The organism is Streptomyces sp. NPDC048111 (assembly GCF_043202815.1).
GTDB lineage: Bacteria > Actinomycetota > Actinomycetes > Streptomycetales > Streptomycetaceae > Streptomyces.
In genome coordinates this window covers 112,073-132,188 of sequence record NZ_JBIDBD010000012.1, presented here as the reverse complement: position 1 = coordinate 132,188, position 20,116 = coordinate 112,073, and the positions used below count along the sequence as shown (strand labels likewise).

The 20,116-nt window shown below is 72.3% G+C and carries 15 protein-coding genes; 4 read left to right on the top strand and 11 right to left on the bottom strand.

Annotation, left to right across the window (positions count from 1 at the left end):
• Window positions 1–764 precede the first annotated feature (764 nt).
• Together ACGF3I_RS20735 and ACGF3I_RS20730 are read right to left on the bottom strand one after the other, a co-directional pair.
• Window positions 765–2,303 carry a PucR family transcriptional regulator gene (locus tag ACGF3I_RS20735; protein ID WP_393134039.1) on the bottom strand — a complete coding sequence of 513 codons (1,539 nt, stop codon included), beginning with the start codon at window positions 2,301–2,303 and terminating at the stop codon, window positions 765–767.
• A 124-nt stretch (window positions 2,304–2,427) separates the two neighbouring features.
• A complete protein-coding gene (locus ACGF3I_RS20730; protein WP_393134037.1) occupies window positions 2,428–4,776 on the bottom strand; it encodes an ATP/GTP-binding protein in 2,349 nt (782 codons plus the stop codon).
• Between the two features lie 242 nt (window positions 4,777–5,018).
• Between ACGF3I_RS20730 and gabT the strand changes: the two genes are divergently transcribed.
• Both gabT and ACGF3I_RS20720 read left to right on the top strand, forming a co-directional pair.
• Window positions 5,019–6,353: a 4-aminobutyrate--2-oxoglutarate transaminase gene (gene gabT, locus ACGF3I_RS20725; RefSeq protein ID WP_393134035.1), complete on the top strand. Its 1,335-nt coding sequence runs from the start codon at window positions 5,019–5,021 to the stop codon at window positions 6,351–6,353.
• Between the two features lie 109 nt (window positions 6,354–6,462).
• The gene (locus tag ACGF3I_RS20720; RefSeq protein ID WP_393134033.1) at window positions 6,463–7,260 is read left to right on the top strand and encodes a phosphatase PAP2 family protein; all 798 of its coding nucleotides are present in this window, start codon (window positions 6,463–6,465) and stop codon (window positions 7,258–7,260) included.
• On the opposite strand, the gene ACGF3I_RS20715 is transcribed toward ACGF3I_RS20720, so the two are convergent.
• The 8 genes from ACGF3I_RS20715 to ACGF3I_RS20680 form a co-directional block, all read right to left on the bottom strand.
• A complete protein-coding gene (locus ACGF3I_RS20715; RefSeq protein ID WP_393134031.1) occupies window positions 7,211–8,977 on the bottom strand; it encodes a chitinase in 1,767 nt (588 codons plus the stop codon). The genes ACGF3I_RS20720 and ACGF3I_RS20715 overlap by 50 nt on opposite strands.
• Window positions 8,978–9,126: 149 nt before the next feature.
• Entirely contained in the window at window positions 9,127–9,618 is a 492-nt protein-coding gene (locus ACGF3I_RS20710) for a hypothetical protein (RefSeq protein WP_393134029.1), read from the bottom strand.
• Window positions 9,619–9,820: 202 nt separating this feature from the next.
• Window positions 9,821–11,242: an NAD(P)/FAD-dependent oxidoreductase gene (locus ACGF3I_RS20705; RefSeq protein WP_393134027.1), complete on the bottom strand. Its 1,422-nt coding sequence runs from the start codon at window positions 11,240–11,242 to the stop codon at window positions 9,821–9,823.
• A gap of 31 nt (window positions 11,243–11,273) precedes the next feature.
• Window positions 11,274–12,077, bottom strand: coding sequence for an ABC transporter permease (locus ACGF3I_RS20700; protein WP_393134025.1), 804 nt, complete (start codon window positions 12,075–12,077; stop codon window positions 11,274–11,276).
• Window positions 12,078–12,085: 8 nt separating this feature from the next.
• Entirely contained in the window at window positions 12,086–13,000 is a 915-nt protein-coding gene (locus tag ACGF3I_RS20695) for an ABC transporter permease (RefSeq protein ID WP_393134023.1), read from the bottom strand.
• The gene (locus ACGF3I_RS20690) at window positions 12,997–14,148 is read right to left on the bottom strand and encodes an ABC transporter ATP-binding protein (RefSeq protein ID WP_393134021.1); all 1,152 of its coding nucleotides are present in this window, start codon (window positions 14,146–14,148) and stop codon (window positions 12,997–12,999) included. The genes ACGF3I_RS20695 and ACGF3I_RS20690 overlap by 4 nt, the downstream gene beginning before the upstream one ends.
• A 138-nt stretch (window positions 14,149–14,286) precedes the next feature.
• Window positions 14,287–15,576 (bottom strand): spermidine/putrescine ABC transporter substrate-binding protein, encoded by a 1,290-nt coding sequence (locus ACGF3I_RS20685; protein ID WP_393134019.1) that lies wholly within the window; start codon window positions 15,574–15,576, stop codon window positions 14,287–14,289.
• A 50-nt stretch (window positions 15,577–15,626) separates the two neighbouring features.
• The gene (locus tag ACGF3I_RS20680; RefSeq protein WP_393134017.1) at window positions 15,627–17,168 is read right to left on the bottom strand and encodes a gamma-aminobutyraldehyde dehydrogenase; all 1,542 of its coding nucleotides are present in this window, start codon (window positions 17,166–17,168) and stop codon (window positions 15,627–15,629) included.
• 181 nt (window positions 17,169–17,349) lie between these two features.
• Between ACGF3I_RS20680 and ACGF3I_RS20675 the strand changes: the two genes are divergently transcribed.
• Window positions 17,350–17,919, top strand: coding sequence for an NADAR family protein (locus ACGF3I_RS20675; RefSeq protein WP_393134015.1), 570 nt, complete (start codon window positions 17,350–17,352; stop codon window positions 17,917–17,919).
• 167 nt (window positions 17,920–18,086) lie between these two features.
• Here the strand turns inward: ACGF3I_RS20675 and ACGF3I_RS20670 are convergent, their stop codons facing one another.
• Window positions 18,087–18,851 (bottom strand): hypothetical protein, encoded by a 765-nt coding sequence (locus tag ACGF3I_RS20670; RefSeq protein WP_393134013.1) that lies wholly within the window; start codon window positions 18,849–18,851, stop codon window positions 18,087–18,089.
• Window positions 18,852–19,064: 213 nt separating this feature from the next.
• Between ACGF3I_RS20670 and ACGF3I_RS20665 the strand changes: the two genes are divergently transcribed.
• Window positions 19,065–20,096 carry an adenosine deaminase gene (locus ACGF3I_RS20665; protein WP_393134011.1) on the top strand — a complete coding sequence of 344 codons (1,032 nt, stop codon included), beginning with the start codon at window positions 19,065–19,067 and terminating at the stop codon, window positions 20,094–20,096.
• Window positions 20,097–20,116 lie beyond the last annotated feature (20 nt).

Here is a 20,116-nt window from a genome sequence, read left to right as displayed (position 1 = left end):
CGCAGTTCCCCGCGCCCCCAACCCCCTGGTCAGGTGCGGACCGTGCCCGCTTGCTCGCGCCGTTCCCCGCGCCCCTAAAACCAGCGGTCATCTGCGGGCCGTGGTCGCCTCTCGCGCAGTTCCCCGCGCCCCTAAAACCAGCGGTCATCTGCGGGCCGTGGTCGCCTCTCGCGCAGTTCCCCGCGCCCCTAAAACCAGCGGTCATCCGCGGGCCGTGGTCGCTTGCTCGCGCCGTTCCCCGCGCCCCTTAGACCAGCGGTCATCCGCGGGCCGTGGTCGCTTCTCGCGCCGTTCCCCGCGCCCCTGGCGGGACCGGTGCTGGCCCGCACCAGGCCACCTCAGCCCGTCCGGCGCTTGAGGACGAGCGCCGTTCAGGCGCGATCGGGGTTCGGGGCGGAGCCCCGAGCAGGGGTGCGGAGGCGGAGCCCCGAGCAGGGGTGCGGGGGCGGAGCCCCCGCCGGGGTTCGAGGGGCGGAGCCCCTCAGGGGGTCTGGGGCGCAGCCCCAGGGCTCAGCCGATGCAACCCCCCGCACGGGTGGGCGGGTGGGCAAACCCCTCGGGGGCTGGGGCGCAGCCCCAGGGGCCCAGCCAGTACAACCCCCTGCACGGGTGGGCGGGTGGGCAAACCCCTCGGGGGCTGGGGCGGAGCCCAAGGGGCCCAGCCGGTACAACCCGCTGCACGGGCGGGTGGGTGGGCAAGCCCCCCGGGGGTGCAGGGGGCACAGCCCCCGCCGGGGTGCGCGAGGGGTGGACCCCGGGCGGAATTACGTCGTGGCCTTCAGGGCGAGCCACAACTCCATGCGGACATCCGGATCGTCCAGGGACCGCCCCAGGATCTCCTCGACCCGCCGCATCCGATAGCGAAGCGTATGCCGGTGCACACCAAGATCCGCCGCAGCCGCATCCCACTGCCCGTGCCGGGACAACCACGCCCGGAGCGAGGCCACCAGATCCCCCCGCCCCGTGGCGTCGTGCTCGTACAGCGCCCGCAGCAACCCGTCGGCGAACGCCCGCACCGCGTCGTCCGCGAGGAGCGGCAGGACGGACCCGGCGACCAGGTCCTCGTGCTCGACCAGCGGCTTGCCGCGCCGCCGGGCGACCGAGAGCGCCTGCTCGGCCTGTTTGTAGGCGGAGGCCGCAGCTATGGGCCCGGCCGGCGCGGAGAGGCCGACGACGAGTTCCTCGCCCTCGGCGCCCTCATGGGCGAGGCACGCCGCGACCGCCTCGCCCCCGTCCGCCGCGAGCACCACGACCCGCGCGCCCTCCGGCACCACGAGCACCGCCTCGCCGCAGCGGGCCGCGGCCGACTCCATGGCCTCGGCGAGCGCCCCGAGCCCCGCCCCGTCGCCCTCCCCCGCGAGTTCCGCGATGACCAGCCGGAAGGGCGCGTCCAGGAGCCCGCCGTACAGGTCCCCCGCGACCGCGCGGGCGTGGTCCTGCTGCCCGGAGAGCAGCATGCGCAGCACGGCCGCCCCGAGCCGCTGCTCGGCCGCCTGGAGCGAGCGCGAACGTTCGGTGGTCAGGGTCAGCAGGGCCACGGCCGAGTGCACCGCGTAGCGCTCGGCGGTGCCGAGCGGCGCCCCCGTACCGACGGCCAGCGCGCCGCGTACCCGGCGCCCGGTGCCGAGGGACTGGAGCTCGACCCGGTCCCCGGAGGCCTCGTCGGCGCCGCCGACCACCGCGCTTGCGGGGGCGGCGCGCTCGCGGAGCCGGGCGACGTCCGCGGTGAGCCGGGCGGCCCGGCGCGCGGCCCACTCGGGGGCGGCGGCCACGACCGCGCCGGAGGTGTCGTACAGCGCGGCCCAGCCGTCCACGTGCGCGGCCAGCTTGGCGATGAGGACGGCGGGGCCGTCGGCCAGCGCCGCCCGGGTCAGCTCGCGCTGGGCCTCGAACCCGGCGGTGACCGCACGGTACTGGTCGGCCGAGATGGCGGCCGAGACGGCCTTGGAGATGGCCAGGAACGGAGTGCGCCGGGGCACCTCGAGCAGGGGCAGGCCCTCCTCGCGGGCCGCCTCCAGGAGGGCGTCCGGCACGGTGTCGTAGGTGACGCCGATCGCGAAGCCGAGGCCCACCACCCCGGCGCGCGAGAGCCGACGGACGTAACGGCGCATCGCCTGGGGGTCCTCGGCGTCCAGCTTCATGGCGGTGATGAGCAGCAGCTCGCCGCCCTCCATGTACGGGACGGGGTCGGCGAGTTCACTCACGTGGGCCCAGCGCACCGGGCGGTCCAGGTGCTCCTCACCCGCGCGCACGGTGAGCTTGAGCGCCGAGTGCTGGACGAGCGAGGCGAGCGTGGGCGGCATGGACGGGGGCTACCTTCGGCAGGGAGTGACAGGGGCGGCATTGCTACGTCCCGTATGAACGCGCCCTTCCATTTTGCCAGCCCGGCCAGGTTCCGGGCAGCCGTTCGACCGCCCGGAACCGGCCTCATCCCCGCAGGTCCACCAGCAGGGGCGGCGCGTGTTCCCCCCGCACGGTCGTCAGCGAGAGCACCGCGTGCCCCGCGGGCACCTGGTGGGCGAGCTCGGAGGCCGACCAGCGCTCCCGCTCGACCTTGCGCACGGTGACGGCGTCGGTGGTGACGGCCTTGCCGGTGACGAGCTTGCGCAGCGCGTGGACCGCCCGGGTCAGCGGCTGGTCGGCGAAGACGGTGTGCCGGGCGACCTCGGTGGTCTCGACCCACTCGGTGCCCCAGGCCTGCGCGAAGAGCCGCCCGTCCCAGGTGCTGACTCCGCAGAACGCCATGTGGCAGCCGACCGATCCCAGCAGCGAGCTGTGCAGCTGTTCCGGTACGTCGCCGAGCGCGCGCAGGGTGAGCAGGACGCCGGCGTTGCTGTTGCGCAGCCGCTGCAGGGCCCGGACGGACTCGGCGGTGACGGCGTGGGTGGCGTCGTCGAGGGCGAGGAAGGCGAAGAGCGAGCGGTCCCTGCGGGCCGCGGCCCCGGCGGTGAACTGGGCCAGGACGAGCCGGGTCAGCAGATGGGCCGCTTCCGGGTGGGCGCGCTCGGGCACGTCGACCCGGACCCGCAGCGGGTGCTCCAGGGAGCGCAGCGAGAACGGCCGGCTCTCGCCCGTGGTGTCGAAGAAGCCCTCGAAGGCCGGCCGATCGAGCACCGCGACCCGCGCGGCCAGCGCCAGCCCGGGGTCGCCCGGGGTGCCCAACTGCCGCTCCCGGGCGTCGAGTTCACGGTGGTAGGCGCGGTGGCTCTCGGCGTCGAGGCGGGCCCGGAGCGCGTCGAGGGCGCCGGGCGAGCCGTCGAGCAGCTCGCGCAGCACGGGCACCGCGGGGAAGCGTCCGTGGGCCGCGCGGTAGGGGCCGAGCAGCTGGGCCAGGACCGTCGCGGCCCGTCGCGCGTCGACCTCGGCGAGGTCGCCGACGAGCGCCTCGGCGAGCAGCGCCGCGGCCTCGTCGGGGTCGACGGTGCCGCCGTAGAGGTCCAGGTCGTACGCCGAGGAGGCGTCCCCGGGCTTGACCACCACGTCGTAGCCGTCGTCGGCGCCGAGCGGGGTCCCCGCCGCGCACACCGCGACCACGGCCGCCTTGCCGGCGAGCGCCTGGAGCGCGAGCGACTCGACGACGGGCCGCACCAGGTGCCGGGTCTTGCCCGAACCGAACGGCCCGATGGCCAGCAGCGAGGAGCCGAGGGAGGCCGGGTCGACGGCGGCGCCCGCCCCCCGGCGCGCGGCGGGGGTGCGCTCGGTGTCGGGGTAGCGGCCGATCCGCACCTGCGAGGTGAGCAGGTCGTGGGTGGCGGCGCGGGCCGGCAGGTCGCGGTCGCCCGAGGGGTGCGGACAGGCTCGCGCGCCCTGTCCCTGGACCGCGTCCAGGAACGCGCCGAGCCGGGCGGGATCGGATGTCACGCCGGCCCAGGCCCGCCGGATCCGTACGCAGTCCACGTCGTTCATCCGCCCGGACCGCTCCTCGGCCACCAGCCGGTCGGCGGCGGCGCCGAGGCCCGCGGCCCGCAGCTGGGGCCAGTCGGCCGGGGACGGCGCCGGGGGCCCGGCGGGTGCGCTCGGGGCCTGCTTCGCGGCGGTGGCGCGCCGGCCGCGCAACAGGCCGAGCCAGTCGCCCGCCCTGGCGAAGGGCCACAGCACCGCGCCGCCGACCACCGCGTACAGGGCGTAGTTCACGAAGGTGGCCACCGAGCGGTCGCCGTCGCCGGTGGTCCAGGACAGCGGGACCAGGCTCCAGACGGTGAAGAAGAACGGGAACAGGCTGGTCCCGATCACCAGCCACACCGCGACCGCCCCGGCCAGGCCGGTGCGCAGGGTCCGCTCGGGCTGCGGGCAGTCCACCGCGTAGCGCCGGAACACCTCCAGCCAGTTGCCCATCCGGCCGAAGACGAACATCAGGAGCGCCGCGAACAGGCTGTTGTAGACCAGCAGCGCGGTCGCCGCCTCGGGCGGCCGGGGGTAGCGCCACCACTCGGACGGCGTGAACAGTTCGAGCAGGACGCGGCTGTGCGGGATGTAGCCGTTGGTCCACAGGGACCAGACGAGGGTGGCCGCGAGCAGGGCGACGAGGGCTCCGACAAGGAGGGCCCGGTCGGGCACCCGCTCCGGCCCGGAGTCGGGGCGCGGCCGGTGCCCGAAACGCCACAGGCCCGGTTCGGCCGGGGCGCGCGGGGTGCGCAGCCAGTCGCCGAGCGGGATGCCGGCCGTCGGCGCCCCGGCGGGCCGGGGCGGGAGCGCGGGCCGCGGAGGCGGTCCGGCGGGACGCGGGACCGACCCCGCGCGGGTGCCGCGTGCGTCGTACGTGCCTTCGGTGTCCATCGACCCCTTGCCCCCTGACCAGCCAGGTCCGTTCCGAGCGTGCGAACGCTCAATCTAGGGCCTGTCCGGCGGCCGTGGTCCGGGACGCACCGCGTACCCGCGCGGGGCAACTGTCCGCCGAGGACAAGGGACACACCCCCATCACTACCGAACGGCGCATGCCACGTCCCGTTCGGGCGCCTTAGCCTGCCAGGAAAGCCAAGGAAGCGTCCGAACCCCCAGAAAATCTCCAGGAGCCCCTCATGAGCGCGATTCCGCAGGAGCGCCGCGTCGTCACCGCCATTCCCGGTCCGAAGTCGCAGGAGCTTCAGGCCCGCCGTCTCGCGGCGGTCGCCGCGGGCGTGGGCTCCACGCTGCCGGTCTTCACCGCGCGCGCGGGCGGCGGCATCATCGAGGACGTCGACGGCAACCGCCTGATCGACTTCGGTTCCGGCATCGCGGTGACGTCGGTCGGCGCCTCCGCCGAGGCCGTGGTGCGCCGCGCCTCCGCGCAGCTCGCCGACTTCACCCACACCTGCTTCATGGTCACGCCGTACGAGGGCTACGTGGCCGTCGCCGAGCAGCTCGCCGAGCTGACCCCGGGCGACCACGCCAAGAAGTCGGCGCTGTTCAACTCGGGCGCCGAGGCCGTCGAGAACGCCGTCAAGATCGCCCGTGCGTACACCAAGCGCCAGGCCGTCGTCGTCTTCGACCACGGCTACCACGGCCGCACCAACCTGACGATGGCCCTGACGGCGAAGAACATGCCGTACAAGAACGGCTTCGGTCCGTTCGCGCCCGAGGTCTACCGGGTGCCGGTGGCCTACGGCTACCGCTGGCTCACCGGCCCGGAGAACGCCGGCGCCGAGGCGTCCGCGCAGGCCATCGACATGATCAACAAGCAGATCGGCGCGGACAACGTCGCGGCCATCATCATCGAGCCGGTGCTCGGCGAGGGCGGCTTCATCGAGCCGGCCAAGGGCTTCCTGCCCGCGATCAGCCAGTTCGCCAAGGACAACGGCATCGTGTTCGTGGCGGACGAGATCCAGTCCGGCTTCTGCCGCACCGGCCAGTGGTTCGCCTGTGAGGACGAGGGCATCGTCCCGGACCTCATCACCACCGCCAAGGGCATCGCGGGCGGTCTGCCGCTCGCCGCCGTGACGGGCCGCGCCGAGATCATGGACGCCGCGCACGCGGGCGGCCTCGGCGGCACCTACGGCGGCAACCCGGTGGCCTGTGCCGCGGCGCTCGGGGCGATCGAGACGATGAAGGAGCTCGACCTCAACGGCAAGGCCAAGCGCATCGAGGAGGTCATGAAGGCCCGGCTGGCCACCATGGCCGAGAAGTACGACATCATCGGCGACATCCGCGGCCGCGGCGCCATGATCGCCATCGAGCTGGTCAAGGACCGCGCCTCGAAGACCCCGAACCCGGAGGCGGCCGGCGCGCTCGCCAAGGCCTGCCACGCCGAGGGCCTGCTGGTCCTGACCTGTGGCACCTACGGCAACGTGCTGCGCTTCCTGCCCCCGCTGGTCATCGGCGAGGACCTCCTGAACGAGGGTCTGGACATCATCGAGCAGGCGTTCGCGGGCGTCTGAGCGTCCGGGCAGAGCGGTGGGCACCGCCTGTGAAGAAGGTGTGGGGGGCCCATGGCGGGATGGAGTTCCGGCTGTCGGTCCCCCGCTCTCTGCCGTACGGTTTCTGCAGATGAGAGAAACACCTCGCCCGCAGGGGACTGCGGGTGATTCCAGGGCCGAGCTTCCCCAGCCTTGCCCTGGTCGTGCCCTCGCGCACACCACTGGAGCCTCCGGCTCCGGAACTCCTCACCGATCGGACGGCCGACCGCCCCACACCCCCCGGGGCGAGCGGTACACCGGTCAAGGCGGCCGCCCCGGAACCTCCCCCCCTGTTCCGGGGCGGCCGGCTTTCCTCTTCGCCACGCTGCTCGGCGTGTTCGCGGTCATCACCTGGCAGGTCGCATCCGGCGGCCCGCTGCGCCGTCTGGACGAGCGCGTCGACCGCCCGCTGACCGGCCACGGCCCCTCCTGGCTCGCCGAAGCCCTGGCGGACCTCGGCAGCATGCCGGTGGCCCTGCCGGTTCTCGCCCTCGCGATCGGATACGCCCTGTGGCGCGGACTGCGCCGGCGGGCCGCCATCGCCGCGGCGACCATGGTGCTCGTGCCGCTGCTCGTCGTACCGCTCAAGGAGTGGACCGCCCGGCCCGGCCCGTTCGACCCGGCCACCGGCTACTTCCCGTCGGGCCACACCGCGACCGCGATGGTGGCCTACGGCGGGGCGGCCCTCGTGCTGGCCCCCCTGGTACGCCGCCGCTGGCTGATGCCCGCCGCCGCGGGGGTGCTCACCGCGGCGACGGGCATCGGTCTGGTGCTGCACGGCTATCACTGGCCCCTGGACGTGCTGGCCAGCTGCTGCCTGTGCGGGGCGCTCCTGGTGCTCAGCTCCACGGGTATGCGTCGAAGTTCTTCGAGAACTCCCCGCCGTTGAACCGGTCCCAGTTGATGGACCAGGTCATCAGGCCGCGCAGCCCCGGCCAGCTCCCGTGGGTCTGGTAGGAGCCGCAGTTCACCTTCTTCGTGAGGCAGTCCAGGGTCTTGGTGACCTCGGCCGGACTGGTCCAGCCGTTGCCGGCCTGGGTGGAGGCGGGCAGGCCGATGGCGAACTGGTCGGGACGCAGGGCGGGGAACATCCTGCTGGTGTCGCCGGCGACCGGGAAGCCGGTGAGCAGCATGTCGGTCATGGCGATGTGGAAGTCCGCGCCGCCCATCGAGTGGTACTGGTTGTCCAGGCCCATGATCGAGCCCGAGTTGTAGTCCTGGACGTGCAGCAGGGTGAGCGCGTCGCGCAGTGCGTAGATCACCGGCAGGTAGTCGCCGCAGCGCGGGTCCTGCCCGCCCCAGGGGCCGGAGCCGTAGTACTGGTAGCCCATCTGCACGTAGAACGTCTCCGGGGCCATGGTGAGGACGAACTTCGCGCCGTACTTGGCCTTGAGGGTCTTCAGGGCGTCGATGAGGTTGACGACGACGGGAGTCGTCGGGTTCCTGAAGTCGGTGTCGCCGGTGTTCAGGGTCAGCGAGTGGCCCTCGAAGTCGACGTCGAGGCCGTCCAGGCCGTACTCGTCGATGATCTTCGAGACGGAGGCCACGAAGGTGTCGCGGGCGGCGGTCGTGGTGAGCTGCACCTGGCCGTTCTGACCGCCGATGGAGATCAGCACCTTCTTGCCCGCGGCCTGCTTGGCCCTGATGGCCGCCTTGAAGTCGGCGACCGGCTCGGCGGTGGGGCACTCGCTGACCGGGCACGGCGTGAAGCGGATGTCGCCGGAGGTCACCGACGTCGGTTCGCCGAAGGCGAGGTCGATGATGTCCCAGGAGTCGGGGACGTCCGCCATGCGCGTGTAGCCGGCGCCGTTGGCGAAGGAGGCGTGGAGATAGCCGACCAGGGCGTGGCCCGAGGGCGGCGGGGTCCCGCCGCCCGCCGTGGTGGCCGCGGTCACGGTGGCCGACTTCGGTGACTCCCCCGCGGCGTTGGTCGCGGTGACCTGGAAGGCGTACGAGGTGCTGGGCGCGAGGGCGCTCACGGTGGCCGAAGTCCCGCTCACCGAGGCCGACTTGGCGCCGTCGCGGTACACGGTGTAGCCGGTGGCGCCGCTGACCGGGGACCAACTCAGGCCGATGCTGGAGGAGGTGGCTCCCGAGGCGGTGAGCCCGGTGGGCGCGGCGGGTGTCTGGGCGGGTGCGCCGCCGGGTCCGAGGAGGCTCACGTCGTCGGCGGTGTAGGCGGGCGTGCCGTACCAGCCGTGCGTGTAGACCGTCACCGATGTGGTGCTCGCGCCGGTCTTGAAGGTGGTCTTCAGCTGCTGCCAGGAGGGTGCGTTCTGCGTCCAGGTGGACACATCGGTGGTGCCGGTGCCGGACGCGCCGAGGTAGACGTAGCTGCCCTGCACCCAACTGCTGAGCGTGTACGTGGAGTTGGGCTGCACGGTCACGCTCCGGGAGCACTGGGCGTTGTCGCTGCCGGCCGGAGTGGCCCGCAGCGCGCCGCTTCCGCTGTGCACCGGCGAGGAGACGGCGGCGCCGCTGCCCGCGGTGCAGCTCCAGCCGCTGAGCCCGGATTCGAAGCCGCCGTTGGTCATGAGTTCGGTGTCGGCGGCCCGCGCCGAGGGCGCGACGGCGAAGAGCCCGGCCGCGGCGAGGGCGGCCGTCATCAAGGTGGCACAGAGCGATGACCGTAGGGCCGGACGTCTGGTGCGGTCCACAACTGCCTCCCGGCAAGGGGGTATTGAGACACGAAGTGCGCACAACATGGTCCAGACCAATCGGGTTGTCAAGACCTCTGGCAGACAGCGGCCGCCGGTCAGTCCCCCTTGCCCCGCCTGTCCTGGTTTCCCCGCCGCTCGCCGTCGCGCGCGATGCGGGCCGCGCCCTCGTGCAGCGCCAGATCCAGGAGCGCGGGGTCGGTGAGGGTGCCCGAGCCGTCGGGCACCACGAGCCAGCGCACCCCGCCGGCCGCCCGGCCCGGATGGGGGACCACGATCCAGCTGCCGCGGCCGGCCCCGCGCACGCCCGTGCCGAGCCAGCGCGCCGCGGTGCCCGGCGGCACGAAGAAGCCCATCCGCGCGTCGCCGGCGTCCGCGAGCACGGGCCCGGGGCGATCCACGAGACGGCTCAGCACGTCGAGCGCGTGCCGCCCGAGCCCGCCCGGCACGATCAGTACGTCCCAGCGCCGGCCGGCCGGGAGCAGCGCCACCCCATGGGGGCTGCGCTCCCACTCCCACCGGCAGGCGTCGGGATCCGGCGCCACCGACACCAGCCATTCCACCGCGGTCTTCGACCCCGAGGCAGTCATTGCCGTCCTCCGTTCCCGTCCCACTCCACTGGGCACAGCCAGTGCGTCCACAGGAGAGAGGGGCCCCGGGCCCGGCTATGACGCGACTTCGGCCACCCATCGGTGGTGAGCCGGGTCACACATGATCCAAAGGAGTGCGCCCCCGGCGTGACCAGGGGCGCACAGAGTGATCAAGCAGGCGGTACCGGCCGCTTCCGCGGCCTCAGCTGTCGAAGCCCAGACCCACCCGGTCCATGGCCCTGAGCCACAGATTGCGCCGGCCACCGCGCTCGTCGGCCCGCGCGAGGGACCACTTGGTGATCCCGATCCCGGCCCAGGCCACCGGCTCCGGCGGGAACGGCAGCGGCTTGGTGCGCACCATCTCCAGCTCGGTGCGTTCGGTGCGCTCGCCCGCGAGGAGGTCGAGCATCACATCGGCGCCGAAGCGCGTCGCCCCGACCCCGAGACCGGTGTACCCGGCGGCGTAGGCGACCCGGCCGCCGTGGGCGGTGCCGAAGAACGCCGAGAAGCGCGAACAGGTGTCGATCGCACCGCCCCAGGCGTGGCTGAAGCCCAGCCCCTCCAGCTGCGGGAAGCAGTGGAAGAACTGCTCGGCGAGCTTGGCGTAGGTCTCGGGCCGGTCGTCGTACTCGCTGCGCACCTTCCCGCCGTACGGATAGATCGCGTCGTAGCCGCCCCACAGGATCCGGTTGTCGGCCGAGAGCCGGAAGTAGTGGAACTGGTTGGCCGCGTCCCCGAGCCCCTGGCGCCCCTGCCAGCCGATCGCCGCGAGCTGCGCCGCGTCCAGGGGCTCGGTCATCAGGGCGTAGTCGTACACCGGGACCGTGTACGGACGCAGCCGCTTGACCAGCGAGGGGAACACATTGGTGCCGAGCGCCACGTGTTCGGCGCGCACCCTGCCGTACGGGGTGCGCACCCCCATCCCGGTGCCGACCCGGGTCAGCGAGAGGCCCGGGGTGTGCTCGTAGATCCGTACGCCGAGCCCGGCGCAGGCCCGCTTGAGGCCCCAGGCGAGCTTGGCGGGGTGCAGCATGGCGACGCCGTCGCGGTCCCAGAGCCCGCCGAGGAAGGTGGGCGAGTCCACCTGGGCGCGCAGCTGCTCCTCGTCGAGCAGTTCGAGCCCGCCGAAGCCGAGCTTCGTCGCCTCCTCGTACATCTCGTGCAGCTCGTCGAGCTGGTGGGGTTCGGTGGCCACGTCGATCTCGCCGGTGCGCTCGAAGTCGCAGTCGATGCCGTAGCGGGCCACGGCCGCGCCGATGGCGTCGAGGTTGGCCGCGCCCAGCTCTTCGAGCCTGGCCAGTTCGTCCGGCCAGCGGGCCAGGCCGTTGCCGAGGCCGTGGGTGAGGGAGGCGGCGCAGAAACCGCCGTTGCGGCCGGAGGCGGCCCAGCCGATCTCCTTGCCCTCGATGAGGACGACGTCACGTCCGGGCTCGCGCTCCTTGGCGATGAGCGCGGTCCACAGACCGCTGTAGCCGCCGCCGACGACGAGCAGGTCGCACCGCTCGTCGCCGGTGAGGGCGGGCAGCGCCTCGGGGCGGCCGGGGTCCTCCAGCCAGAACGGGACGGGCTTCGCGCCGGCCAGGGACTGTCGTGCCGCGCTCTTCATGGCTCGGGTCACGGCCATGATTTCCAACTCCCTCAGGAACTGCGTACGGTTACGCTTTCGCGCTGTTCTTGCGCCGGTTCGCAAGGAATTGTCCGGCGGTGACCACCACGACGGCCATGACGAACATGGCCGTCCCGATGACGTTGATCTGCACGGGTGTGCCGCGCTGCGCCGAGCCCCACACGAACATGGGGAAGGTCACAGTGGAGCCCGCGTTGAAGTTGGTGATGATGAAGTCGTCGAAGGAGAGCGCGAAGGCGAGCAGCGCGCCCGCCGCGATGCCGGGCGAGGCGATCGGCAGCGTCACCCGCAGGAACGTCTGGACGGGCCCGGCGTAGAGATCGCGCGCGGCCTCTTCGAGCCTCGGGTCCATGGACATCACCCGCGCCTTGACGGCGGTGACGACGAAGCTGAGGCAGAACATGATGTGGGCGATGAGGATCGTCCAGAAGCCGAGCCGCGCCCCCATGTTGAGGAAGAGCGTGAGCAGCGAGGCGGCCATCACGACCTCGGGCATCGCCATCGGCAGGAAGATCAGCGAGTTGATCGCGCCGCGCGCCCGGAAGCGGTAGCGGACCAGGGCGAAGGCGATCATCGTGCCGAGCACGGTCGCGCCGATCGTGGCCCACAGGGCGATCTGGAGCGAGAGCGAGAGCGAGCCGCACATGTCGGCGACGCCGCACGGGTCCTGCCAGGCGTCGGTCGAGAAGCGCGTCCAGGAGTAGTTGAAGCGCCCGTTCGGCTTGTTGAACGAGAACACCATCACGACGACGTTGGGCAGGATCAGATACGCGAGCGTCGCGAGCCCCGCGATCACCACGAGGTTGCGGCGCAGCCACTTGAGGATGGGCATGGGACTCATCAGACCAAGTCCTCCGTCCCGGCTCGGCGGATGTAGACGGTGACCATGACCAGCACGATCGCCATCAGGATGAAGGAGAGGGCGGCGGCCGTCGGATAGTCCAGGACCCGCAGGAACTGGGACTGGATGACGTTGCCGACCATCTTCTGGTCGGTGGAGCCGAGCAGTTCGGCGTTCACGTAGTCACCGCTGGCCGGAATGAAGGTGAGCAGGGTGCCGGAGACCACGCCCGGCATCGACAGCGGGAAGGTCACCTTGCGGAAGGTGGTGGCCGGGGTCGCGTACAGGTCGCCGGCCGCCTCGTGGAGCCGGGAGTCGATGCGTTCCAGGGACGTGTAGAGCGGCAGGATCATGAAGGGCAGGAAGTTGTAGGTCAGGCCGCACACCACGGCCATCGGGGTGGCCAGGACCCGGTTGCCCTCGGTCCAGCCGAGCCAGCTGGTGACGTCGAGGACGTGCAGGGTGCCGAGCGCGTGCACCACGGGACCGCCGTCGGCCAGGATCGTCTTCCAGGCCAGGGTGCGGATCAGGAAGCTGGTGAAGAACGGCGCGATCACGAGGACCAGGACCAGGTTGCGCCAGCGGCCCGCCTTGAAGGCGATCAGATAGGCCAGCGGATAACCGAGCAGCAGGCACAGCAGGGTCGCGGTCCCCGCGTAGAGCAGGGAGCGGATGAACTGCGGGTAGTACTCCTCGAAGGCGTCCCAGTACGTCTGGAAGTGCCAGGTGACCTGGAAGCCCTTTTCGAGCGAGCCGGTCTGTACGGAGGTGGAGGCCTGGTACACCATCGGCAGCGCGAAGAACACGATCAGCCAGAGGATGCCGGGCAGCAGCAGCCAGTACGGCACGAGCCGCTTGCGGGTGGAGGGCTTGCGCGCGGTGGGTGGCGCGGGTGCCTCGGCCAGGGTGCTCACGCGGCGTCCTCGACCTTCTCCACGCCCGCGTCGATCGCCTGGGCCGCGTCGAGCCCGAAGGTGTGCGCCGGGTTCCAGTGCAGGACCACCTCGGCGCCCGGGAGGAGCCCCGCGCGCCGGTCGACGTTCTGCTCGTACACCGCGAGGCCCTTGCCGGCCGGGGAGTCGATCAGGTACTGGGTGGAGACGCCGATGAAGGACGAGTCGACGATGCGGCCGGTGACGCGGTTGCGGCCGTCCGCGATCGCGCCCTCCTCGTCGCGGTGGGCCAGCGAGATCTTCTCGGGGCGCACGCCGACCAGCAGCTTGCCGCCGCTGCCCGTGGGGGCCGAACATCGCCCGCCGGGCAGGCGCAGCTTGGCGCCGCCCGCGCTGACCACCAGGTCCTCGCCGCTCCGTTCGACGACCTCGGCCTCGATGAGGTTGGAGGTGCCGAGGAAGTTCGCCACGAACGTGGTCCGCGGGTTCTCGTACAACTCGGCCGGGGCGCCGAGCTGTTCGACCCGCCCGCCGTTCATCACCGCGACCGTGTCGGCCATCGTCATGGCCTCCTCCTGGTCGTGGGTGACGTGCACGAAGGTGATGCCGACCTCGGTCTGGATGCGCTTGAGCTCCAGCTGCATCTGACGGCGCAGTTTCAGGTCGAGGGCGCCGAGCGGCTCGTCCAGGAGCAGCACCTGGGGGTGGTTGATGAGCGCGCGGGCGACCGCCACGCGCTGCTGCTGTCCGCCGGAGAGCTGGTGCGGCTTGCGGGTCGCGAAGTCACCGAGCTGGACGAGCTCCAGCATCTCGCCGACCTGCTTCTTCACCGACTTGATGCCGCGCCGGCGCAGCCCGAAGGCGATGTTCTCCGTCACGTCGAGGTGCGGGAACAGGGCGTAGGACTGGAAGACCGTGTTCACCGGGCGCTTGTACGGGGGCAGATCGGTGACGTCCCGGTCGCCGAGGAGGACCGTGCCGGTGCTGGGCTCCTCCAGGCCGGCGATCATGCGCAGCGTGGTGGTCTTGCCGCAGCCGGACGCGCCGAGCAGGGCGAAGAACGAGCCCTCGGGGACGGTCAGTTCGAGCGGATGCACGGCGGTGAAGGAGCCGTACGTCTTGCTGATCCCGGTCAGGCGAACGTCGCCGCCGGCGGTGCTGTCAGTCATGGGTGGGGTCCCAGGGGAGAGTCGGGAGGAAGGAGGGGAGGGCTGACGCCTGTGGGGGTGCTGAGGTCCGGCGCCCCCGGGGGCGCGGGGAGCGAGCACGGTCGGCACCCGAACGACCACGGCCCCGAAGCGGAGCGCTCACGCCCCGATGAGCTTGGAGAACTTCTGCTCGTACGCCGTCTCCTCGGCCTCGCTGAGCGAGCGGAAGGAGTGGGACTTCGCGGCCAGCGCCCGGTCGGGCAGGATCAGTTCGTTCTCCGCGAGCGCCGAGTCGATCTTGGCGAGTTCGTCGCGCACCCCGTCGACCGGGCACTGGTAGTTGATGAACGCGGCGAGCTTGGCGGCCACCGGAAGCTCGTAGTAGTAGTCGATGAGCTTCTCCGCGTTGCTCTGGTGCCGGGCCTTCGCGGGGACGAGCAGGTTGTCGCTGGACGTCATGTAACCGGCCGCCGGAATGGCGTACTTGATGTCCGGGTTGTCGGCGCGCAGCTGGGTCACGTCGCCGCCCCAGGCCACACAGGCCGCGAGGTCGCCCTTCACCAGGTCGCCGGTGTAGTCGTTGCCGGTGAAGCGGCGGATCTGCTTCGAGTCGACGCCCTTCTGGAGCCGTCCGATGGCCGCGTCGAAGTCGGCGTCGGTGAAGGTGGCCGGGTCCTTGCCGAGGTCGAGCAGGGTCATGCCGACGGTGTCGCGCATCTCGGACAGGAAGCCGACGCGGCCCTTGAGGCTCGGGTCGTCGAGCAGCTGGGTGATCGAGTCGACCTTCCTGCCGCCGGTCGCCTTGGAGTTGTAGGCGATGACGGTGGGGATGCCGGTCCAGGGATAGGAGTAGGCGCGGCCCGGGTCCCAGTCGGGCATCCGGAACTGGGGCGCCAGATTGGCGTAGGCGTGCGGCAGATGGGCGGGGTCCAGCTGCTGCGCCCAGCCGAGCCGGATGAGCCGGGCGGCCAGCCAGTCGGTGAGCACCATGAGGTCGCGCCCGGTGTCCTGGCCCCCGGCGAGCTGCGGCTTGATCTTGCCGAAGAACTCGACGTTGTCGTTGATGTCCTCGGTGTACTTGACCTGGATGCCGGTGCGGCGGGTGAACTCGTCCAGCGTCGGGTGGTGCTTCTTGTCGTCGCTGATGTCCATGTACTGCGTCCAGTTGGAGAAGTTGACCTCCTTCTCCCGGGCGGAGTGGTCCGTGTTGGACGGCCCGGCGCCGTTCTCCTTGGTGGCGGCCGGGATCCCGCAGGCGCTCAGGGTGGCGAGGCCGCCGACGGCGAGCGCGCCGGCGCCGGAGGCGCGCAGCAGTGAACGGCGGGTCAGGGCGCCCCGTCCGTTGGTCAGGCTGCGCCGGATGGCGGCCAGTTGGGCCGGGGCGAGGGCGTCCTGGCCCGCCCGGCCGGAGTCGGGAGCTGGAGGGAAGCCGGACTCGTACTGCTCCATGCGCTGTGTGCCCTTTCGGGTGGGTTCGGTGGCCGGTCGGGCCGCCTCTGCTATCGGTCCCCGAAGATCGTGCGGTGCCAGTCCTTCCTCGCGACCGCGGTGTTGTCGTACATCACATGCTTGACCTGCGTGTACTCCTCGAAGGAATACGCCGACATGTCCTTTCCGCAGCCGCTCGCCTTGTAGCCGCCGTGCGGCATCTCGCTGAGGATCGGGATGTGGTCGTTGATCCACACACAGCCCGCCTTGATCTCGCGGGTGGCCCGCCCGGTGCGGTACACGTCGCGGCTCCAGGCGGAGGCGGCGAGTCCGTAGGGGGTGTCGTTGGCGAGCGCGATGCCCTCGTCGTCGGTGTCGAAGGGCAGCGCCACCAGGACCGGGCCGAAGATCTCGGCCTGGACCGCCTCGCTGTCCTGGGCGGCGTCCACGATGAGGGTCGGCCGGTAGTAGGCGCCGTCGCCCTCGGGGCTCTCGCCGCCGGTGACGATCCGGGCGTAGCCGCGGGCCCGGTCGACGAACGCGGCGACCCGGTCGCGGTGCGCGTGCGAGATGAGGGGGCCGAGGTCGGTGTCCTCGCGGAAGGGGTCGCCGAGGCGGACGCTCTCCATGAGGGCGGCGACCTGCTCGACGAAGGCGTCGTACAGCGGGCGCTGGACGTAGGCCCGGGTGGCGGCGGTGCAGTCCTGGCCGGTGTTGATGAGGGAGGCGGCGACCGCGCCGTGCACGGCGGCCTCCAGATCCGCGTCGTCGAAGACGACGAAGGGGGCCTTGCCGCCGAGTTCCAGGTGGAGGCGCTTGACGGTCCGGGTGGCGATCTCGGCGACGCGCTTGCCGACGGCCGTCGAGCCGGTGAAGGAGGTCATCATGACGTCCTCGTGGCCCACCAGGTGCTCGCCCGCGTCCTTCCCGGCGCCGCTGACGATGTTGATGACGCCGTCCGGAATGCCCGCATCCTTGGCCGCCTGCGCGAACAGGAGGGAGGTCAGCGGGGTGTTCTCGGCGGGCTTGAGGACGATGGTGTTGCCCGCGGCGACGGCCGGCAGGATCTTCCAGGCGGCCATCTGGAGCGGGTAGTTCCAGGGGGCGATGGAGCCGATGACGCCGATCGGCTCCCGGCGTACGTAGGAGGTGTGGTCGCCCTCGTACTCGCCGGCCGACCTGCCCTCCAGGTGCCGGGCGGCGCCCGCGAAGAACGCGGTGTTGTCGATGGTGCCGGGCACGTCGAACTCACGGCTCAGCTTGATCGGCTTGCCGCACTGGAGCGACTCGGCCTGCGCGAACTCCTCGGCCCGCTCGGCGAGCACCTCGGCGAGCCGGTGCAGGGCGGCGGAGCGCTCGCCGGGGGTGGCCCCCGACCAGCCGGGGAAGGCGTCCTTGGCGGCGGCCACGGCGGCGTCGACATCGGCGGGGCCCGCGAGCTCGTAGGCGTAGACCGGCGTTCCCGTCGCCGGGTCGACGACCTCGTACCTGCGCCCCGAGGTGCCGGGGCGCAGCCGCCCCCCGATGTACTGGGCGCCGGCCGCGAAGCGGTCCTGCGCGGGGAAGCGGTCCGGTGCTTGAGTGCGGTTGCCTTGGCCGGTGTCGGTGTCCATGTCGCCCACGTTCTTCGTAGCTTCAGCTCGATTTGAGTGCCGATCCTGACAGAGGTACATCTGGCCAACAAGTGATTCCGTTGTTGCCTTTTGGTTACGCGACGGAATCTGTCGACCATGTGTCGCGTCGGGGCCGTCATGGCCCGACGGACTGTCAGTGGCGCCTGCCAGACTCGCGTGCATGAGTGGGAACACGGGGGACCGCGCGCCGCTGGACGCGCTGATCGCGCAGGTCAAAAAGGGTGAGCGGGTCAAGTATCTGCACTTCTGGGGGCACCGCCCGAGGGCGGACGGCGCGCTCGGGCCCAGCTGCTTCAGCCAGTGGTGGCCCTCGCCGTTCACGGTGGAGGGCGTCGTCTACGCGACGGCGGAGCACTGGATGATGGCGTCGAAGGCCCGGCTCTTCGGGGACGCGGAGGCGGAGCGCGCGGCGCTCACGGCGGCGAACCCGGCCCTCGCGAAGAAGGCCGGCCGGCTGGTGCGGGGCTTCGACGAGGCGGTGTGGCGCCGGGAGCGGTACGGCACGGTCCTGGCCGGCAGCCTGCACAAGTTCGGTCAGGACGAGGCGCTGCGGGCGTATCTGCTGGGCACCGGCGCCCGGGTCCTGGTCGAGGCGAGCCCGCTGGACCGGATCTGGGGCATCGGCCTGGCGGCGGACGCGCCCGAGGCCGATGATCCCGAGCGCTGGCGCGGCCTGAACCTGCTGGGCTTCGCCCTGACGGAGGCCCGAAACCGGCTGCGGCGCGGATAGCGCGGGGCCGGGGCCTGCTGTGCGGGGCGGGGGCCTTGCTGTGCGGGGCCGCTGCGCGGGGCGGGGCCGTTGCGCGGGGCGGGGGGCTTTGCTGTGCGGGGCCGTTGCGCGGGGCGGGGCCGTGCCGGGAGCCGGCCCGTCTCGCCGCCCCGCGCCCGGGGCGTTCCTCAGCGGGCCGAGGCGGCCAGGGAGAGGAAGGTGGCGTAGTCGTCGTAGTCGGTGCTGGAGTGCGAGGACGCGTTGGCCACGAGCACGATCATCACCACCAGGAACACGACGCCGAGCACGATGCCGATGGCGCCCATGATGATGCCCGCCAGGGCCTGGCCCCGGTTGTTGGCCTCACCACGGCCGACGCGGCCCTTGCCGAGCAGACCGAAGATCAGCGCCAGGATGCCGAGCACGATGCCGGACACACCCCAGGTGCAGAACAGGCTGGCGCAGGCGATGATGCCGAGCACCATCCCGGCGGTGCCGAAGCCGTTCTGCGGGGCGGTCGCACCGGCCCAGCCCGGGTAGCCGTAGCCGGGCTGCTGCTGGCCCGGGTACTGCGGGTAGCCCTGGGCGGGCTGCGGGTAGGCGGGGTAGCCGTAGCTGCCGGGGGCGGCCTGGCCGGGGGCGGGCGGCGTCGGTGCGCCGAAGCCGGCGGGAGCCTGCCCGGGCGTTCCGGGGGCCTGCTGTCCGGGGCCGCCGGGGTAGCCGGGGTGGCCGCCCTGTGCGGGGGCGCCCTGGTAGGGGCCCTGGGGCGGGGTGGCGGGAGCTTGCTGGGGCGGGGTGCCGGGCGTTCCCGGCATGGCTATCACCGTCGGCTGGTCGTGGACCGGCGGCCGGTCCTGGGCCTGCGGCTTGTCCAGCGGGACCTTGCGCTCCGGCGGAGCCCAGGGGTCGCGGGGCTCCTGGCCTCCCGACGGCTGCTGGGTGTTGTCTGACATGGGCCTCCCCCATCGTGGTTCCGTCATGCTACGGCCCCGGCTTCCGGGCGGGTCCGCCCGGCCTACCATGATCCCCGACCGTCCAAGGCCGTACGACGCCGGCCGAGCGATGAGCTTCGCGGGCCCGCAGGACGCAGACCGCGCGAGGAGCCTCGCGGAACCTAGGACGCCGACCCGCGCGAGGCTCCTCGCGGCAGACCCATGGAGGACCCCATGACCGACCTGCACCCCTTCATCGCGGGGCTGCCCAAGGCCGAGCTGCACGTGCACCACGTCGGCTCCGCCTCGCCCCGCATCGTGGCCGAACTCGCCGCGCGCCACGCGGATTCGAAGGTGCCGACCGACCCCGAGGCGCTCGCGGACTACTTCACGTTCACGGACTTCGCGCACTTCATCGAGGTCTACCTCTCGGTGGTGGACCTGATCCGCACCCCGGAGGACGTGCGGCTGCTCACCTACGAGGTGGCCCGCGACATGGCCCGGCAGAACATCCGTTACGCCGAGCTGACCATCACCCCCTTCTCCTCCACCCGCCGGGGCATCGACGAGCGGGCCTTCATGGAGGCGATCGAGGACGCGCGCAAGGCGGCCGAGGCGGAGTTCGGCACGGTGCTGCGCTGGTGCTTCGACATCCCGGGCGAGGCGGGTCTGGAGGCGGCGGCCGAGACGGCCCGGCTCGCCACCGAGGACGGGGTGCGCCCCGAGGGCCTGGTCTCCTTCGGCCTGGGCGGCCCGGAGATCGGGGTGCCGCGCCCGCAGTTCAAGCCCTACTTCGACCGGGCGATCGCCGCGGGGCTGCACTCGGTGCCGCACTCGGGCGAGTCGACCGGGCCGCAGTCCATCTGGGACGCCCTGACCGAGCTGCGCGCCGAACGCATCGGCCACGGCACCAGCGCCACCCAGGACCCGGCGCTCCTCAAGCACCTCGCCGACCACCGGATCGCCCTGGAGGTCTGCCCGACGTCCAACCTGGCCACCCGCGTGGTGCCCGACCTGGACCGGCACCCGGTCAAGGAGATGGTGGCGGCGGGCGTCCTGGTCACCATCAACAGCGACGACCCGCCGATGTTCGGCAGCGACCTGAACAACGAGTACGCGGTGGCGGCCCGCCTCCTCGACCTGGACGAACGGGGCGTGGCGGACCTCGCCAAGAACGCGGTGGAGGCGTCGTTCCTGGACCCGGCGGGCAAGGCGAAGCTGGCGGAGGAGATCGACGCCTACACGGCGGGGTGGACCACCCGCTGACGTCCACCCGGGCCCGGGGG

Bases quoted from the DNA above. Each gene is read 5' to 3' on its own strand.
- ACGF3I_RS20685 (WP_393134019.1), bottom strand. From the start codon at position 15,576: ATGGAGCAGTACGAGTCCGGCTTCCCTCCAGCTCCCGACTCCGGCCGG.
- ACGF3I_RS20665 (WP_393134011.1), top strand. From the start codon at position 19,065: ATGACCGACCTGCACCCCTTCATCGCGGGGCTGCCCAAGGCCGAGCTG.
- ACGF3I_RS20670 (WP_393134013.1), bottom strand. From the start codon at position 18,851: ATGTCAGACAACACCCAGCAGCCGTCGGGAGGCCAGGAGCCCCGCGAC.
- ACGF3I_RS20700 (WP_393134025.1), bottom strand. From the start codon at position 12,077: ATGCCCATCCTCAAGTGGCTGCGCCGCAACCTCGTGGTGATCGCGGGG.
- ACGF3I_RS20720 (WP_393134033.1), top strand. From the start codon at position 6,463: ATGAGAGAAACACCTCGCCCGCAGGGGACTGCGGGTGATTCCAGGGCC.
- ACGF3I_RS20680 (WP_393134017.1), bottom strand. From the start codon at position 17,168: ATGGACACCGACACCGGCCAAGGCAACCGCACTCAAGCACCGGACCGC.
- ACGF3I_RS20735 (WP_393134039.1), bottom strand. From the start codon at position 2,303: ATGCCGCCCACGCTCGCCTCGCTCGTCCAGCACTCGGCGCTCAAGCTC.
- ACGF3I_RS20690 (WP_393134021.1), bottom strand. From the start codon at position 14,148: ATGACTGACAGCACCGCCGGCGGCGACGTTCGCCTGACCGGGATCAGC.
- ACGF3I_RS20675 (WP_393134015.1), top strand. From the start codon at position 17,350: ATGAGTGGGAACACGGGGGACCGCGCGCCGCTGGACGCGCTGATCGCG.
- ACGF3I_RS20705 (WP_393134027.1), bottom strand. From the start codon at position 11,242: ATGGCCGTGACCCGAGCCATGAAGAGCGCGGCACGACAGTCCCTGGCC.
- ACGF3I_RS20715 (WP_393134031.1), bottom strand. From the start codon at position 8,977: ATGACGGCCGCCCTCGCCGCGGCCGGGCTCTTCGCCGTCGCGCCCTCG.
- gabT (WP_393134035.1), top strand. From the start codon at position 5,019: ATGAGCGCGATTCCGCAGGAGCGCCGCGTCGTCACCGCCATTCCCGGT.
- ACGF3I_RS20710 (WP_393134029.1), bottom strand. From the start codon at position 9,618: ATGACTGCCTCGGGGTCGAAGACCGCGGTGGAATGGCTGGTGTCGGTG.
- ACGF3I_RS20730 (WP_393134037.1), bottom strand. From the start codon at position 4,776: ATGGACACCGAAGGCACGTACGACGCACGCGGCACCCGCGCGGGGTCG.